We start from the raw sequence: 17,846 nt of genomic DNA on the forward strand, positions 1-17,846 counted from the left end.
CATTGCTTTTTTTATTCTTGTTTTAACAAGAAAGATGGTGTTTATAGTAATATTGAGACCGGGTCTCTTTTTTTATATTCAATTAAAAACGCGCCCAAATTATGAGCGCGCTAGTTTATGTTAATTCTATTTCAAATTGTGTTAAGTGTTTAAACTGCATCAAACGTTTTTGTACTTCACTATGGGATAGATTCTCCATGCGTTCTGTTCCAAATTTTTCTACACAAAACGATGCTAATGCAGAACCGTAAATTACAGCGTTTTTCATGTTTTCGAAAGAGACATCTCCTGTTTTTGCTAAATATCCTGCAAAACCACCAGCGAAAGTATCTCCTGCTCCTGTAGGATCGAAAACTTCTGCTAAAGGTAAGGCTGGGGCGTAAAACATTTGCTCATTATGAAACAGTAGAGCGCCATGTTCTCCTTTTTTAATAACTACGTATTTTGGTCCCATATCATGAATTTTACGCGCAGCAACAACCAACGAGTATTCGCCAGTTAATTGTCGGGCTTCTTCATCATTAATGGTGATGACGTCGATACGTTTTATAACGTTGTGTAAATCTTCAAGGGCAATATCCATCCAGAAATTCATAGTATCTAAAATCACTAATTTTGGCTTAGTGGTCATTTGATCTAATACACCAGCTTGTACGAGAGGATGCAAGTTTCCTAACATAACCACTTCGGCATCTTTATAGTTTTCTGGAACAATTGGGTTAAAATCTTCAAGAGTATTTAGCTCTGTAATTAACGTGTCGCGAGAGTTCATATCGTTATGATATTTTCCACTCCAAAAGAATGTTTTACCTTCTTTTACAATTTCAATACCCGAAATATTGATGTTTTTACTAGAAAGTAAGTCTAAGTATTTTTGTTCAAAATCGCCGCCAACAATAGATACAATAGCCGAATCTACATTGAAGTTTGATGCCGATAGACCAATGTACGTACCTGCTCCGCCTAATATTTTATCGGTTTTACCGAATGGCGTTTCAATAGCATCATAAGCTACCGTGCCAACTATTACTAATTTACCCATGAAAGTTCTTGATAATTTTCTGCAAATATATGGTTTTTTTAAGGACCATTTCTCTAATAAATTATTAGAATTTATCTGTTTTATATGCTATATTTCCTAAAGTTTATTGTTTGTAATATAAAATAGATGGTTGTTAACTTTTTGAAGTAGTCATAATATTAGCGTGTTATTGGTTTTAATAGTATGTTTTATTTTCGTCCAAAATCGGCAGGGATTTCTCCCCAAGCTTTAGTTTCCCATTTAACAATAACCGTATTGTAATTATTGTTTTTAAGCCATTCTACGGCACGATCTACCAAATCGAAAACTGGTTTGTTCTTGGTATTGCGCTCTAATTTGGTATTGCATTTTTTATTACGAACCCAACTCATAGCTGTTCGAGAATCTGTATATAAAATACGATCACTATTATTTTTTTTAAGAATGGCTAACCCATGAACAAGCGCTAAAAACTCACCAATATTATTAGTGCCTTCTTCAAAAGGTCCCTGAATAAAAATTTGTTTTTTCGTTTTAGTGTCTACGCCACGGTATTCCATAATGCCTGGATTTCCGCTAGAAGCGGCATCAACTGAAATAGAATTATAATTAGGTTGTCCAATTTTCCTGAGTTGTTCGGGCGTTAACTCACTTTTAAAAGTTTTACTTTTTCCAATATAATCAAAATAATTGCCTTGTAGTGCAGCTTCGGCAGCTTCTAAAGTTGGAAACGATTTGTATTGTGCGCCATCAAAATTTGTTATTTGTTTTTTGCAGTCGTTCCATTTTTTAAAAACGCCTGTTTTTTTTCCTTTCCAAACGGTGTAGTATTTCTTTTTAGAATTTGCCATTTTTTTCATTTCCGCGAAGGCGGAAATCTGCTCATTTTAATATTTAAATTTTATTAAGATAATAGTTGGTTTACAACCCTTGGAAAGTGCTCCATCTCTAATTTATGAATTTTAGCGGCAACATCATCGGCTGTATCGGTTTCATTTACATGGCATTTTGCTTGAAAAATAATGGCACCTTCATCGTAATGTTCATTTACATAATGTATGGTAATACCGGTTTCTTTTTCTTTATTTTCAACAATAGCATTATGCACGTGCATGCCATACATCCCTTTACCTCCGTAATTTGGTAATAAGGCAGGATGTACATTTATTACTTTATTAGGAAAAGCTTCTAATATATTATCGGGGAATTTCCATAAATATCCAGCTAAAACAATTAAATCAGGCTTCGATGCTTTTAATAGGTTTAAAACATCTTCTGTTTTAGATATCGCTACCTTATTAAAAGAAAAAGCACTAACGTTTAATTGTTTAGCACGATCTAAAACTTTGGCACGAGGATTGTTTGTTAGAACTTGAATAACAGAAGCATTTTCTCTGTTGTGAAAAAACTTTATTAGATTTTCAGCATTAGTACCACTTCCGGACGCAAAAATTACAATTCGTTTCATTTACAGACAATGTGTTTAATAATTATTCAAACAAAAAAAAGAATAAAAATTAACAATTAGAAGGTAAAACAGAAATACTTAAAACTATTTTTAGTAAATTAGACACACATTTTTAAGGTAAAGGTGTGTTTTAAAAATAAAGTTTTTTATTTTTGCCAACTAATAAAACTTAAAATTAAAAATTATGTCAGACATTGCATCAAGAGTAAAAGCTATTATCGTTGATAAATTAGGAGTAGACGAGAATGAAGTTGTAACTGAAGCTAGCTTCACAAACGACTTAGGAGCAGACTCTTTAGACACTGTGGAATTAATAATGGAATTCGAAAAAGAATTTGATATCCAAATTCCAGATGATCAAGCTGAAAACATTGCAACAGTAGGTCAAGCTATATCATACATCGAAGCAGCAAAATAAGCAAAATACTTTATGGAATTAAAGCGAGTTGTAGTCACAGGATTAGGGGCTTTAACACCAATAGGCAATACCAAAGAAGAATATTGGGATGGTCTAATGAGTGGTAAAAGCGGTGCTGCGCCTATAACATATTATGATGCCGAAAAGTTTAAAACAAAATTCGCTTGCGAATTAAAAAACTTTAATGCAACAGATTTTTTTGATAGAAAAGAGGCTCGTAAAATGGACCGATTTGCACAATACGCTATGGTTGCTGCAGATGAAGCCATTGCAGATGCTAAATTGAATTTAGAGGCTGTTGATAAATTAAGAGTCGGTGTTATATGGGGAGCAGGAATTGGTGGATTGGAAACCTTTCAGAATGAAGTATTAAACTTTGCAGCTGGAGATGGAACACCACGTTTTAACCCGTTCTTTATTCCTAAAATGATTGCAGATATTGCGCCAGGAAACATCTCTATAAAACATGGTTTTATGGGGCCGAACTATACAACGGTTTCGGCATGTGCATCTTCAGCTAACGCTATGTTTGATGCTTTAAACATGATTCGTTTAGGGCATTGTGATGTAATTGTTACAGGAGGAAGCGAAGCTGCAGTAACCATTGCAGGAATGGGTGGGTTTAATGCTATGCATGCATTATCAACTAGAAATGAAAGTCCAGAATCAGCCTCACGTCCATTTGATGGAACGCGTGATGGTTTTGTTTTAGGGGAAGGTGCAGGTGCACTAATTCTAGAAGAATATGAGCATGCTAAAGCAAGAGGAGCAAAAATTTATGCGGAATTTATTGGAGGAGGTTTATCTTCTGATGCATACCACATGACGGCGCCTCATCCAGACGGTGTTGGTGTTGTAGCGGTTATGAGAAATTGCTTGAAAAATGCAGGACTTAAACCGGAAGATGTAGACCATATTAATACACATGGTACATCGACCCCTTTAGGAGACGTTGCAGAACTTAAGGCAATATCAGAAATATTTGGAAATCACGCTAAAAACATAAATATTAATTCAACAAAATCTATGACCGGGCACTTATTGGGTGCAGCAGGTGCTATTGAGGCAATTTCGGTTATTTTAGCTATGGAAAAAGGTATTGTACCTCCAACCATAAACCACAGTACTGTGGACGAAAATATAGATCCAGAATTAAATTTAACCTTGAATAAGGCGCAAAAGCGAGATATAAAAGTAGGAATGAGTAATACATTTGGATTTGGCGGTCACAACGCTTGTGTAGTATTCAAAAAATTAGATTAAATCCCGAATGAAATACATTCGTAACATATTAAATTCCCGTTTTAAACGCAACGGGAATTTTTTTATGGAAATAAATAAAATCCTTGGTTTTAAACCTAAGGATATAAAGTATTTCAATAAGGCCTTTACGCACAGGTCGATGAACATAAAAGATAGCGAAGGAAATGCTATTAATTATGAACGATTAGAGTTTTTAGGAGATGCTATGCTAAGTGCAGTTGTAGCATCGCACTTATATTTAGAAGTACCAAGTGGAGATGAAGGTTACCTTACTAAAATGCGCTCGAAAATTGTAAGTAGAGAGCATTTAAATGAGTTGGGTAAAGATTTAAAACTAATAAACTTAGTAGAAAGTAAAATTCCAAAAGGACAGTTTGGTGATAATATTCATGGAAACTTGTTCGAAGCTTTGGTTGGTGCTATTTTTTTAGATAGAGGTTATAAATATTGCGAAAAATTTATTTATCACCGTATCATTGTGCCTCATGTGGATATCACCACTTTGGAGGGAAAAGTGATTAGCTATAAAAGTTTACTTATTGAATGGTGCCAGAAAGAAAAGAAAATTTTCAGGTATAATGTTTATGAGGATACAGGAAATGATGATGTTAGGCATTTTTCAGTAAAACTTTCAATAGATGATAAAGTGGTCTCAAAGGCGCGAGCAACTTCAAAGAAAAAAGCAGAAGAAAAGGCTTCAAAACGTGCTTTTTTTGTATTTCAAAATGAAATAGATAGATAGCTATACTTTAGTCATTAAAGCTTTTTTTAGTGCTGCAATCTCTTGATTTTTTTCTTTCAATTGATTCTCGTAGAGTTCAATGATTTTTTCAGATAGTTGGTTAACAATTTCTGCGTAACCAACCCTTCCTTGTTGGTTATTATTATTTACAAAAATGGTTTTTCCATTTAGTAATTCATCAATATTAGTGTCTAAAGTATTTGCTATTTGTTGTTGCAGAATAACGTCTGGAGTTGATTTATCAGCTTCAATATTACTTAGTGTGGCTTGAGAAATATGCAATTTTTCAGCTAGTAATTCTTGTGACACCCCTTTTTGATTGCGTTTTTTCTTGATGTTAAGACCTATACTCATACTTATTAAGTTTTTAATAAAAATATTAATTTTTTAATTGGTTTTAGTATTTGTTACATATACTTTTGAAAGATATAAAAATAACTTTTTTAACTTAACTTTAATTATTATGAAAAATTTTTTGTTTTATTTGTTACAGTATTACTTACTATGTCTTTTACAAGTAATAAAGACATAAATGAAATTGAGTCCAATTTTGAAAATTACAGTACGGATCTAAATTATGAGAGTTTAGATTATTCTAGTTGTACAGTTACTGTTAGGTTTCAAGGTTATGCTGTAGCTAGTTTTACTAGGGATAATTGTGATCAAGCTCTGATGGCAGCTGTAATGTGGGTGTCAATGCAAGATAGCAATATGAGTTCTGATATGGGTGTTGGAGAAGAAGCTGCTGGTTATGAAGATGGAGACTTAGGTGTTGGTTATGAAGATGGAGACTTAGGTGATGGTGGTGATGATATTGATGATTAATTAAATATTACAAAATGATAAAAATTATAAGTTTTATATTTTTTGTACCTTGTATGTTGTTAGCTCAAGAAGCTAATGTAGCTAAAAATGTATTATTAGTAAATTATACACATTCTTTACAAGGAGAAGGAGCTCCAACACCATTTGTGTTTAATGGATTGTTAAGCGCAAATAATTATGCGGCATTATATGAAGAAGATGTGTTAGGCAATGCTAATTTTATAGAAGAAGAGGATTCTGAAGAAGGGGTTACAATATCTATAAAACCCAAAAACAATCATTTTATTTTTAAAGACTATAAGCAAAGAAGTATTTATAGTGTTGAACGGATTTTAATGAAACCTTTTTTAGTTAGAGATACTATAGCCCTTTTTAATTGGAAAATGAAAAATGAATTTAAAAATATTATTGGGTATAGTTGTCAAAAGGCTACTGTAAATTATAGAGGTAGGGATTATATTGCATTTTTCACAACAGATGTACCCTATCAAACAGGTCCATGGAAATTTACAGGGTTACCTGGTTTAATATTAGAAGTATATTCTAATGATGGTCATGCATTAAAAATTGTAGCCAATACACTTGAAATTAAGAGTGTTAACGCCAAAATAGAGAATCCTTATTTAGATAAAAAAACAATTACTTGGGATATGTTTACAGACGAATATGAAAAAAAGTATAATGAACTGTTACATTTTCGAGCCCCTGACGGGGGTACTATGACAATACCTAAAAGAGGAATAGAAACTTATATTAAGTGAATCTAAATATATTGAATTATTTTGAGATAAGCAAAACCATACTTTTAGTTATGGTTTTGCTTTTTTTTACGTGGTTTACAAATGCGCAAAGTATATTAAGTGGTTATGTAAAATCTACTAAAAACCTTGAGCCTATACCTTATTGTAGTGTTTTAATAAAGACTACAGATCATGTTGTGTTGAGTTATGCCATTACAAACGATGCTGGATTTTACTCGGTTGAATTGCCTAAAACTAATAAAGATTTTTTTGTTGAAGCCTCTATAATTACACATGTTAACGGTGTAGAAAAAATAAAAATTGATGATTTAAAAGCGAATAAAGAACTAGCTCTTAATTTTAACTTAGATGAGCGTTTAACAAAGCTAGACGAAGTTTTTGTTAAAGCCGAAAAGCAGCCCGTAATTGTAAAAAAAGATACGGTAACATACAATATTAATAAGTTTAAAGATGGTAGCGAACGCGCTATTGAAGATTTATTAAAAAAATTACCAGGAATTTCGGTAAGTGATAATGGAGCGCTTAAATTTAAAGGAAATCAGGTAACTCACTTGCTTCTTGATGGTGATGATATTTTTAATCAAAATTACACTATTGGAACGAAAAATATAAATACAGACATTGTTGAAGGTATTCAAGCCATTGAGGATTATAATGCAAACCCATTATTAAAAGGAGTTAAAAAATCTCAAGATATTGCGGTAAATTTAGTTCTAAAAAAAGGGAAAACAGATGTCTCTGGCGATATAGAATTAGGAGCAGGATTAAAGGAAAAAGCGTATTTAAAAACCAATGCTATTTCAGTTTCAAAAACTCTTAAAGGGTTTTCAACTTTAAGTTACAATAATATTGCCGAAAATTATAGTCCAAATAATTTTAATACTAATAATTTTGATATCTCTAAAAGTAAAGAAATAAGCCAGCGAACTACAAACTTAGTAAACACGAATAATTTTAATTCTATACTTACAGACAATAGAGTTTCTGTAAATAGTAATTATTTTGGAAGTGTAAACGGCTTGTATAAGTTTAACAAAAAACTGTCTTTAAAAGCAAATTATAGTATGTTTAACGATAAACTTATAAGGAATGAAAGAACAGGTAGTTTTTATTATTTAGACACTATTGAATATGCAGTTAATACTGAAGAAAGTTTTGTTAAAAAACCGTCCATACACACTTTTGATTATGAGCTGATTTATCATATTAATAAAAAATCGCTATTAACCAACACTGGTAAATTAGATTTTCAAAATATTAAAAGTACTTCTATAGGTTTTAATAACGAAAACTTTTTTGAAAACGAAACAGCTAGTAAGAATTTGTTTTTAAAAAACAATTTAGAGTATACCTATAAGATAAACTCTAAAAAAGTGTTTCAACTGTCATCTCATATTTCAACGAATTCATTACCTCAAAATGTAGATGTTTTTTCTGGTACAGAAAGTTTTAATCAGGATATAAAATTAAAAAAGAACTTAGTAAACTTAGAAGCTAAATTGCTTTCAAAACTTAAAAATGTAGAGGTTTCGTTTATTGCAGGATATAATTTTGATGAAAATTTTATTAATTCAGAATTAAATAATATTTCTATAGACAATCAGTTTCTATCTAATGATGTGTATTATAAATTGTCTAAACTGTATTTTAATATTGATTATCAATATAAAGTTGGAAAGTGGGGGTTTCCTGTAAGTTTTAAAAACGAATTATTAAACACAACCTTTAACGATTTTAATGTAACAGAAAATTACGGTAAAAATAGATTTTTGGTGAGTCCAAATTTTGGGATTGTTTATTATTTAAATAAAAAATCGAGTTTATATTCTAAATATAGTTTATCGAATCGAACACCTCATGCAGATAAAACTTATTCCGGGTTAATTCATACAAATTCTAGAAGTTTATTAAATAACAATTTTACGTTCAAGGTGTTTAAAAATCACTCCTTAAATTTAGGGTATAGAATAAATGATTTTTATAATCTTTTTCAGTTTAATATTTATACAAATTATAATTTCCAAAAATATGGGTATGTTAACAAATTAAATTTAAGCGAAACCAGAGATTACTATACCTCAATACTAAATGTAAGTAATAATAAAAGGCTAGCTTTTGGCTTGAGTGTCGAAAAATATTTAGACCCATTAAAGTCTACTTTTAATTTAAACAGTTCTTATAATATTAATACATATCAAAATATTGTAAATACTTCAGGTTTACGAAATATTAAAAACAAATCCTTTTTAGGAGAATTAAACATCCGTACAGGTTTTTCTGGAAATATCAATTTTGTGAATAAGGTGGAAGTTAATATGAGCAATTATACTGTTTTGAATTCTGATTCTAGTACATTTACAACATTTAAGAATGATTTTTCTATAAATCATATAAAAAATAATGTTCAATTTAAATTGAATAGCCAATATTTTAATCCCGATTTAAATGCTAATATTTCTGGAGATTTGTTTTTGGACAGTGTTTTTATTTGTAAGAAAAATAATATAGAATATGCGCTAAAGTTTAATAATATATTGAACAATAAAGTTTATAGAAATATAAGTAACAACGAATTTTCCACCTCATTTTTTGAACATAATCTTGTTGAACGATTTATTCTTTTATCGGTTGGCTTTAAATTTTAGCCAAAAATATAGAAGAAGAATTTTCCTATTTAGTATCCAAAACAATAGGCAAGTACTCCTAAAACACTAATTCCAGCAATAATATTAAATAGTTTGGTGTGAGATTTGGTTATAGTACTCATAATAAATTGAATTTAAGAATAAAGTAAAGATATAGATTTATTCTCTAATTATAAAAAACCGACAACTATAACGTTTTAGTATAGATTCTTACTAAGAAACGTTAAAACATGTATTTGGTAATTGTTATAAATATTATATTTACATTTAATAAAAAGAAGTTATGGCTGTTCATAAACTGATTCTTGATGATGTTTTTGATAATGTGTTATGCACATTAATTGCAATACATTGTACGCTTGAGGACTATCGTTTAGCTTATCTTCTTAATAAAGAATTAAAAATAAAGCTAGCTCGAAGAATTGATGATTTAGACTTGAACAATGGGAAATCTAACTATTCTATATTTGAATGGGAAGACAAAAAACACTTAACCACTTGGAACTTAGTGTCTAATAGTTGTAAAACAGAAGTTTTTCAGGAAGTTAGTTTTGGTTCTTTATTTGATAACCAAGAAAAAATAATAAAAACAACGCATTTAATACCAGAATATAAGCGTGTAAACTTTTTTTTAAAAATTGAAAACGAGTTTAGTTTAAGTAGGGAAAAATATATTATAGATAGTATATTGAAAATATCTCAAATAGCAACAGCTTATAGTATTGATATAAATCAATTAAAATCAAAAGACAATTTAATTTTTAGCTAATGGCATTAAGAAAAAAAACCAAAATAGTAGCAACCTTAGGGCCCGCTACAAGCACAAAAGACGTATTAAAAGGCATGCTTGAAGAAGGTGTTAATGTATTTAGAATTAACTTTTCTCATGCTGATTATAACGATGTTGCGGAACGGATTAAAATGATTCGTGAATTAAACGAAGAATTTGGTTTTACTGCAGCTGTTTTAGGCGATTTACAAGGCCCGAAACTTCGTGTTGGGGTTATGGAAGATGATGTGTTTGTAAATCCAGGCGACGAAATTACTTTTGCTACAGGAGAACGTTTTGTTGGAACAAAAGAGCGGGTTTACATGACTTATGACAGGTTTCCTCAAGATGCAAAGCCAGGAGAACGTATTCTTTTAGACGATGGAAAATTACATTTCGAAGTGGTTTCTACCGATGGAAAAACGGAAGTTTTAGCCAAAGTTGTTCAAGGAGGACCATTAAAATCTAAAAAAGGAGTCAACCTTCCTAATACAAACATATCTCAACCTGCACTTACAGAAAAAGATATCGAAGATGCTATTTTTGCAATCAGTCAAGACGTTGATTGGATTGCATTATCTTTTGTACGTCATGCTGAAGATTTAATACAATTAAGTGATTTAATAGCAGAACATGGAACACATAGAATTCCAATTATTGCTAAAATTGAAAAACCCGAAGCTGTAGAGAATATTGATAAAATCGTGACACATTGTGATGGTATTATGGTAGCTCGTGGTGATTTAGGTGTTGAGGTTCCTGCAGAAGAAGTACCGTTAATCCAAAAACAATTGGTATTACGCGCCAAAAAAGCTAGAATTCCAGTCATTATTGCAACGCAAATGATGGAAACTATGATAGAAAGTTTAACACCAACAAGAGCGGAAGTAAATGATGTGGCCAACTCTGTAATGGATGGAGCCGATGCTGTTATGCTTTCTGGTGAAACTTCGGTTGGTAAATACCCTGTTGAAGTTATAAGACAAATGAGCAACATTTTAAAAAGTGTTGAAGATTCTAAATTAATACAAGTACCACAATTACCACCGCATATTAGAACCAATAGATATATTACAAAATCGATTTGTTATCACGCTGCTTTAATGGCAAACGAAATAGATGCGAGTGCTATTTCTACTTTAACAAATAGTGGGTATACGGCGTTTCAAATTTCGGCTTGGAGACCATCTTGTCATATTTTAGTGTTTACTTCAAATAAGCGTATTTTAACACGTTTAAGTTTGCTTTGGGGTGTTCGTGCTTTTTATTATGATAGGTTTGTTAGTACAGATGAAACTATAGAAGATGTTAATGCTATAGCTTCTAAAGAGCGATATGTAGAAGTTGGAGATATGGTTATTAGTTTAGCAGCCATGCCAATTCAAGATAAAGGTATGGTAAATACGTTAAGAGTTTCAGAAATTACAACTTGTAGTTTATAATAAAGCGCCTTATTTTACAGGTTAATATAAAAGGAGATGTAAATAATTAAAATTTACATCTCCTTTTTGTTGCTCTTAATTTTGCAAACAAGCTTTGTTAATTTCAAAAAAAAGGACGGTGTTAAAGCCGTCCTTTTTACTTATAAGTTTTAATAAATTGTATTAGAAGGTTCCAATAAAGTGACTTCCGGTGGCGTTTATTAATTGAGCACCTTGAGTGACGTCTCCAGTTTCGGTATCAACCACATAGATGTTTCCGTCTTGGCCAACAGGGGCTACTGTTAAATACACTTCGTTTTCATAAATAGCAAAACCTTGATATTGATATAAATATAAATCGTCACTTGAAGGAATAGCGTCAAGTTTTGTTGCGGTTTTTGAGTTTAAATCAGCCAAGGCAAAAAATCCTTGAGTTTTTCCTGCAGATCCTGTTGCAGATCCGGCATGCTCGTAAGCTATTATAGCTTTCCCATGACTTGTAGGTCTCCATGCTACTATATAAGTATCTTCTAAACCTAAAGCTGCATCTAAGCTAAATACGTAAGAATCATCATATTCATTATTGGCTCCAATTTTTAAGATATGAGAACCATTAGGATCGCCTTGGTTAGCTTGATATACACTTCCGTTGTATTCAAAAGAATTTATACTACGATATCCGTTGGTGTTTCCGTGACCTACGGTTGAAGTGATTACTTTTGGATTAGCTAGTGTTGGATAATCTAATACAATTGTTTTAGAACCTAAAATTTCATAGCCACTATCACTTTCTAAAGTCGTAGGATCTACTTTACTTAAACGGCCACTAATATATAATTTATCGCCAGCAGCATTTAAAGTAGGCATATCAACTCTAGAAAAATAATAACCAGCAGCTTCTTCTTCAGCGTTTAAAGGCACACTAACTTCTTTAAAGTTTTTAATGGAAGAATTTACTAAGTCTAAAGTAACCACACCTACTTTTGCTTCGGTACGTAAATAGGTGTCATCTGTTACATCGTCTGGGGTATCATTATCATCAACTTGGTGTTCGGTTGATACATATACAGCAGAACCTGTTTGATCGCCATCAAATAATTTTATCCATCTTGGGGCTGTACCAACATATTCTGCAATACTTATTTCAGATCCTGTTGGCATAAAATCTTTACCTCCTTCTACGGTATATTTAGTATAGTTTCCACCAGTGTCACCTGCGTAGCTAATGTTGAATATAGTATTTCCATCTTCAGAGGCTTGTAATCTAGCCGTTCTATTAGAAGGTGCTACAAAACCATTATTAAAAACATCTACAACTGTTTCTGGGTTTTTAGCATCCTCGTTACTAATAGCGTAAATTAGTGTTCCACCATTTCCGTCGGCAGGGTTTGTTCCCATTCTAGCTCCAGTTACTGTTATCCATCTTTCAGATTGTTCAGGTTGTGTTGGCGCTTCAATTCCATCGCTGTCATCACTTGTACAAGCGGTCATTAAACCAATTGCGGTAAATAAGGTTATTGTTTTGAAATTTAAAAAAGTATGTTTCATATTACAGGTTTATTAGATATATTAAAATTTATTGATTATATAATTTAGTTTTAAATAGAATGCTCTTCCTGGTTTTTGTACAGAGCGATTATCGTAAGCTGCTTCGTTAAAAATATTTTTAGCATCAAAACTTATTACAAAATTTTCTTTAGGAAAGGTATAGCTAAGTCCAAAATCTTGTATAAATTGTGTGGGCACTAAAAATGCATCAAGACCGCCAACGTTAGTGCCTTGGCTCATTATATAAGAGAACTCGTCTGTAAAATAGGTGTTGTAAAATAAGTTTAGGCGCGATTTTTCTTGAAGAAAGTTTTTAATAGAATAACGTAATCCAGAATTTATAGTAAATAATGGTGTGTTAGGGATATCTACTATATTCCCAGCTCTATTTCTAGACTCTAAAGTTAAACGCGAAAAATTGAAGTTAATACCTAAGTTATTGTTGTAGCTATAGTTTATTTCAGCTTCTATGCCTTGCGATGTCGTGCCTTCATCAAAATTTTCATATTGTACAAGTTCGTCACTACTTTCTACAATTCGGTCGGCATTTGCACCAAAACCAATTAAATCTTCAATATTTCTTGAAAAAAGCGTTGTAGAAAGGGTAAAGGCGTGTTTGTTAATCTTGAATTTTCCGAATCGGAACCCAATGTTGTAGTTTTTGCTAATTTCTGGTTTTACATTTAAGTTGGCTTCTACATTGCCAGCTACATCTCCAAAAACTTCTGTTTCACTAGGTAAACGTATGGCTTTTTCTGCCGAGGTTAATAACATGATATTTGGAAGAATGCCATAAGACGCCGCAAAACCATAACCGTTATAATCTTTATCACTTTCAAAAATCTCATCAATTACTTCAGTTCCGTCACTATTAAATACAGGTTTGGTATTTTTTACTTTTTGTCGGTAGTGCTTTCCAAAGAGATTAAGTTTTAATTTATCTTCAAGAAGATTAAGTTCATAGCTTAAGGAATAAATATTTTTATATAAGTCACTTGTTTGTTTAAAGGTGTTTTCTAGTAGCGATTGCATTTCATCACTATCATCTCTATCAAGTCCACTATAAATATGGTTTAATAATATTTTGTGATGTTCATTAATGGCATAAGCAAGCCCTGTTCTTATAGAGGCTACATTTCTGTTCGTTGTTGTTAAGGTTGGCCCACCTTCTTGTTGAGAGCCCCAAGTGTAATTAAGCGCTTCACCATCAAAACGAATTTGTTTTTCTCCGGCCCAAGTATATGCAGCAGCAACGGTATCATTTACAACAGTGCTTCTTTTACCGTATAAACCGGTTACATTTACATCAAAACCTTCGATAAAAAGATCCTTTTTTTGGTAAGTTAAATTGGCTAATTTGGCTTCTGTTTCGCTAAACCTTCCGTAGTAGGGATGAAGCGTAACAAAAGCACCATGTTGAATTTCTTTGTAATCCTCAGAGGCTGTAAAACCAACTAAAAATTGGTCGGCCCATGTTACATCTGTAAAACCAATTTGCGCCATGCCTCCTGTAGATCTATAAGCATCATAAAACCGTCTTGCTGTTATTGGGGTTTGACTTCCATCTTGTGCAATATCTTTTATTTGACCGCCCCAAACTTTATAATCATTATCCGAATAATTATTAAATATTGATGCTTTTACCGTAAAACCAGAGTCGTCAAAACGATATAAACCATTTAAATTAGTTTGAATGGTATTAAAAGAACCATAAGAAACCGAGGCGTTTAAATTTGTTTTTGTGCCTTTATGTAACACAATATTAATTGCACCACCTAAAGCATCGTCTGCTAAATGCCCTGGAATAACACCTTTGTAAACTTCAATATTTTTTATCATTGAAGGTGGAATGCTGTTTAAGCTAAAAGAAGAGCCATACATGGATATTGGAATACCATCGATAAAAATGCGTATAGAATTTCCAGATAAGCCGTTTAAAGAATATTGTACGTGAGAACCTAAACCGCCATTTTGGCGAATTTTTACGCCAACAGTAGTGTTTAGCAGTTCGTTAGTTTGTATGTTTCTAAGGCTGGCTTCTTTGGTTTCTATTACATTAACGGCAAAGCCTTTTTCTTCGGTTTTTCGTTTTTCAGTTTTTGTTTTTACAAGGACTTGGTCTAAATCTTGTAGATTATTATAAGGTAAAGTAATTTTTAAGGACTTTTTATTTGAATCTACTAAAACCTGAATAATTTTTTGTTTAGCATTTAAAGAGTGGATTTCGATGGTGTAATTACCATAAGGAACAGATTTAAACAAAAATTCGCCATCTATTCCAGTCGCTGTTTCTTTTAAAAAACGATCTCCTTTTATAGAAACATAAGCGCCCAAAACAATGTCGTTATTATCAAACTTAACTTTACCGTAGATATCACCGTTTTGGCTAAAAACAGAAAAACTTAAAATTAATAGTAGAAAGCTGGTGTATGTTTTGGTTGCAAACATGAATATTTTTTTTGTCAAAAATACTCTTATTTATACTAAGTCCAAATAAGAACAGTGTAATTGTTGATAATTCACGATTAGTCTATTTAGAATCGTTTTAGTTTATTTATTTAAGATATTTATTACAAATAATTAAAATTTTATGCGTTATTTTTAATCTATCTAAATAGCAGGGTCGAATTGTAAGATTAAAAATAGGGGTGAAATCACTTAAAAAAACGTAATTATTGCAAGCTCAGCTATTTTATTTGAAATATTTTTGGAAGAAAAAAATATTAAAATCCAAATTTTAACTGAACACTTATTGCTTTTTGTTCCGCAATTTTCTTGGTTTCCGTATTTAAATTGGAAAGGGAAATACCTAATAATCGAACCGAATTACTCATTTTTTCTTGATACAATAATTCTTTAGCCGTATTTAAAATAATATCTTCATCACTTATATAATAGGGCAGGGTTTTACTTCGAGTTTGTAAACTAAAATCGCTATATTTTATTTTTAAAGTCACCGTTTTTCCTGCAACGTTACTTTTTAATAAGCGTTTAGAGACTTCTTCAGCAATTTGATCTAGCTTTTCCATCATAAAAACTTCCGAAGATAAATTTTCACTAAACGTACGCTCGGCTGCCAAACTTTTTCTAATGCGGTTAGGTTTCACCTCGCTGGTATGTATACCACGCACGACGTTATAAAAATAGGAACCCGATTTTCCAAAATGGTCCTCTAGAAATTCTATAGATTTCAGTTTTAAATCCATACCGGTAAAAATGCCTTTTTGGTACATTTTTTCGGCAGTAACCTTACCAACGCCGTAAAATTTTCTAATATCTAAAGTTTCTAAAAACGGGATAACTTCTTCGGGATTTACTGTTTTTTGTCCGTTAGGCTTGTTATAATCACTAGCAACTTTCGCAATAAATTTATTAATAGAAATGCCTGCCGAAGCCGTTAATCCCACTTCATTAAAAATACGTGCTCTAATATCTTCTGCAATCATAGAGGCACTCGGATTTCCTTTTTTATTTTCGGTAACGTCAAGGTAAGCTTCATCTAAAGAAAGAGGTTCCACCAAATCGGTATAATCCAGAAATATTGTTCTTATTTTTTTAGAAATTTCTCTGTAACGTTCAAAATCGGTTTTTACGAAAATAAGTTCGGGGCAAAGTTTTAGGGCTAAATTTCCAGACATGGCACTTTTTACTCCAAACTTTCGGGCCTCATAACTTGCCGCACTAATTACACCACGCCGGCCACTGCCACCAACCGCGATAGCTTTACCTATTAAATCGGGATTATCCAACTGCGCTACGGAAGCATAAAAGGCGTCCATATCCACATGAATAATTTTTCTTATTGGTAAATTGGTTAACATAGCGTAAATTTATCAATTCACAGTGAAGTGCCATTCTTAAACTTAATATTTTTAAAACATTTTCGCTTTCGCGGAATAGTCTATGGTAGAAATAGAACGTAAATTTTTAGTAAAATCGGAAGCTTTTAAAGCAGAGGCTTATAAACAAACCCGTATTTGTCAAGGGTTTTTAAATACGAACAAAGAAAGAACTGTTCGCGTGCGGTTGAAAGGGGAGCAAGGGTTTATTACGGTGAAAGGCCTATCGTCTAAAAATGGCGTGTCTCGTTTTGAATGGGAAAAGGAAATTCCAAAAGAAGAAGCCGAAGCCTTATTGGATTTATGCGAACCGTCTATTATTGATAAAACCCGATATGAAATAAAAAAAGGACAGCATATTTTTGAAGTTGATGAGTTTTATGGCGAAAATTCTGGTTTAATCGTCGCCGAAATCGAACTAAATAGTGAAAATGAAACGTATATAAAACCCGAGTGGTTGGGAGACGAGGTTACCGGAGATGTAAAATATTACAATTCGCTATTAAGTAAACAGCCTTTTAAATCTTGGAATAAAGAACTTTAATCTTATTAATGATGAAAAGAATAATATTACCATTTTTATGTGTTTTAGCATTTTGGTCGTGTAAAAACGACACAAAACAAACGTCAACTGGCGAAGTTGGCTTAATAGAAAAAGATACCATAATTGTGGAAGTTCCGGTGGAGCCTATTAAAAAAACAATAAAAGAAATAAAAGCAGAATTGAAAACAAAAGGCATTAAAAGCTTTGATTTTATTGATGAAAAAACACAAGATACTATAGTTATGCAACAGTATTTTTTAGCATTTTTGAAAAAAAGTGCTATCCACATGCAGAATGAAGAGGAAAATGAACGTTTGCATAAGCTTCATTTAGCGCATTTATCAGAAATGTACGCGTTGGGTTATGCCGATATCTCTGGGCCATTTGTCGATGAAAGTGATATGCAAAGTATAACGGTTTATAATGTGCCAACTTTAAAAATGGCCGATAGTTTAGCTAACGCCGACCCCATGGTGCAAGCGAAACGCTTAGAGGTTGAAATTCGTCCTTGGTGGGGCCCAAAAGGTTTTGCTCTGCGGTAAATGTATAAAAAGATTTTTATGGTAATAAAAAGTGTTTACC

17 protein-coding genes are annotated in these 17,846 nt (G+C 32.1%); 10 read left to right on the top strand and 7 right to left on the bottom strand.

Annotated elements, in window-relative coordinates:
• Nucleotides 1-115: 115 nt before the first annotated feature.
• The 3 genes from FQU21_RS09120 to purN all read right to left on the bottom strand — a co-directional run bounded on the left by FQU21_RS09120 (nucleotide 116) and on the right by purN (nucleotide 2,489).
• Nucleotides 116-1,042, bottom strand: a complete 927-nt coding sequence (locus tag FQU21_RS09120; RefSeq protein ID WP_147677698.1) for a PfkB family carbohydrate kinase — start codon at nucleotides 1,040-1,042, stop codon at nucleotides 116-118.
• A gap of 188 nt (nucleotides 1,043-1,230) precedes the next feature.
• Nucleotides 1,231-1,872 (bottom strand): ribonuclease H1 domain-containing protein, encoded by a 642-nt coding sequence (locus FQU21_RS09125; protein WP_147677699.1) that lies wholly within the window; start codon nucleotides 1,870-1,872, stop codon nucleotides 1,231-1,233.
• A 53-nt stretch (nucleotides 1,873-1,925) separates the two neighbouring features.
• Nucleotides 1,926-2,489, bottom strand: a complete 564-nt coding sequence (gene purN, locus FQU21_RS09130) for a phosphoribosylglycinamide formyltransferase (protein ID WP_147677700.1) — start codon at nucleotides 2,487-2,489, stop codon at nucleotides 1,926-1,928.
• Nucleotides 2,490-2,673: 184 nt separating this feature from the next.
• On the opposite strand from purN, the gene FQU21_RS09135 reads away from it, so the two are divergent.
• Genes FQU21_RS09135 through rnc form a run of 3 tightly spaced genes read left to right on the top strand, consistent with a single transcriptional unit; the run spans nucleotide 2,674 to nucleotide 4,912 of the window.
• Nucleotides 2,674-2,907, top strand: a complete 234-nt coding sequence (locus tag FQU21_RS09135) for an acyl carrier protein (RefSeq protein WP_007647141.1) — start codon at nucleotides 2,674-2,676, stop codon at nucleotides 2,905-2,907.
• A gap of 12 nt (nucleotides 2,908-2,919) precedes the next feature.
• On the top strand, nucleotides 2,920-4,170 hold the full coding sequence (gene fabF, locus FQU21_RS09140) for a beta-ketoacyl-ACP synthase II (protein WP_147677701.1): 1,251 nt from the start codon (nucleotides 2,920-2,922) through the stop codon (nucleotides 4,168-4,170).
• 7 nt (nucleotides 4,171-4,177) lie between these two features.
• Nucleotides 4,178-4,912 (top strand): ribonuclease III, encoded by a 735-nt coding sequence (gene rnc / locus FQU21_RS09145; RefSeq protein ID WP_147677702.1) that lies wholly within the window; start codon nucleotides 4,178-4,180, stop codon nucleotides 4,910-4,912.
• Here rnc and FQU21_RS09150 read toward each other — a convergent pair whose 3' ends face one another.
• Nucleotides 4,913-5,266, bottom strand: a complete 354-nt coding sequence (locus tag FQU21_RS09150) for a helix-turn-helix domain-containing protein (protein WP_147677703.1) — start codon at nucleotides 5,264-5,266, stop codon at nucleotides 4,913-4,915.
• 150 nt (nucleotides 5,267-5,416) lie between these two features.
• On the opposite strand from FQU21_RS09150, the gene FQU21_RS09155 reads away from it, so the two are divergent.
• The 5 genes from FQU21_RS09155 (at nucleotide 5,417) to pyk (ending at nucleotide 11,354) form a co-directional block, all read left to right on the top strand.
• A complete protein-coding gene (locus FQU21_RS09155; protein WP_147677704.1) occupies nucleotides 5,417-5,737 on the top strand; it encodes a hypothetical protein in 321 nt (106 codons plus the stop codon).
• Nucleotides 5,738-5,751: 14 nt separating this feature from the next.
• Nucleotides 5,752-6,498: a GLPGLI family protein gene (locus tag FQU21_RS09160; RefSeq protein WP_246124809.1), complete on the top strand. Its 747-nt coding sequence runs from the start codon at nucleotides 5,752-5,754 to the stop codon at nucleotides 6,496-6,498.
• Between the two features lie 50 nt (nucleotides 6,499-6,548).
• A complete protein-coding gene (locus FQU21_RS09165) occupies nucleotides 6,549-9,143 on the top strand; it encodes a peptidase associated/transthyretin-like domain-containing protein (protein WP_187269356.1) in 2,595 nt (864 codons plus the stop codon).
• A gap of 283 nt (nucleotides 9,144-9,426) precedes the next feature.
• Complete coding sequence (locus FQU21_RS09170) at nucleotides 9,427-9,912, top strand: IPExxxVDY family protein (protein WP_147677706.1); 486 nt, start codon at nucleotides 9,427-9,429, stop codon at nucleotides 9,910-9,912.
• A complete protein-coding gene (pyk, locus tag FQU21_RS09175; RefSeq protein ID WP_147677707.1) occupies nucleotides 9,912-11,354 on the top strand; it encodes a pyruvate kinase in 1,443 nt (480 codons plus the stop codon). Before FQU21_RS09170 ends, pyk begins: the two co-directional genes overlap by 1 nt.
• Before the next feature lie 162 nt (nucleotides 11,355-11,516).
• Here pyk and FQU21_RS09180 read toward each other — a convergent pair whose 3' ends face one another.
• From FQU21_RS09180 to dinB, 3 genes are all read right to left on the bottom strand, one after another.
• On the bottom strand, nucleotides 11,517-12,881 hold the full coding sequence (locus FQU21_RS09180) for a hypothetical protein (protein ID WP_147677708.1): 1,365 nt from the start codon (nucleotides 12,879-12,881) through the stop codon (nucleotides 11,517-11,519).
• Between the two features lie 21 nt (nucleotides 12,882-12,902).
• On the bottom strand, nucleotides 12,903-15,329 hold the full coding sequence (locus FQU21_RS09185; protein WP_147677709.1) for a TonB-dependent receptor: 2,427 nt from the start codon (nucleotides 15,327-15,329) through the stop codon (nucleotides 12,903-12,905).
• Between the two features lie 275 nt (nucleotides 15,330-15,604).
• Nucleotides 15,605-16,702, bottom strand: coding sequence for a DNA polymerase IV (dinB, locus tag FQU21_RS09190; protein WP_147677710.1), 1,098 nt, complete (start codon nucleotides 16,700-16,702; stop codon nucleotides 15,605-15,607).
• 82 nt (nucleotides 16,703-16,784) lie between these two features.
• Between dinB and FQU21_RS09195 the strand changes: the two genes are divergently transcribed.
• Nucleotides 16,785-17,264 carry a CYTH domain-containing protein gene (locus FQU21_RS09195; RefSeq protein WP_147677711.1) on the top strand — a complete coding sequence of 160 codons (480 nt, stop codon included), beginning with the start codon at nucleotides 16,785-16,787 and terminating at the stop codon, nucleotides 17,262-17,264.
• 11 nt (nucleotides 17,265-17,275) lie between these two features.
• Entirely contained in the window at nucleotides 17,276-17,806 is a 531-nt protein-coding gene (locus FQU21_RS09200; protein WP_147677712.1) for a YciI family protein, read from the top strand.
• Nucleotides 17,807-17,846: the final 40 nt, after the last annotated feature.

Origin of the sequence: Algibacter pacificus, from assembly GCF_008033385.1 — a bacterium.
Lineage (GTDB): Bacteria > Bacteroidota > Bacteroidia > Flavobacteriales > Flavobacteriaceae > Algibacter > Algibacter pacificus.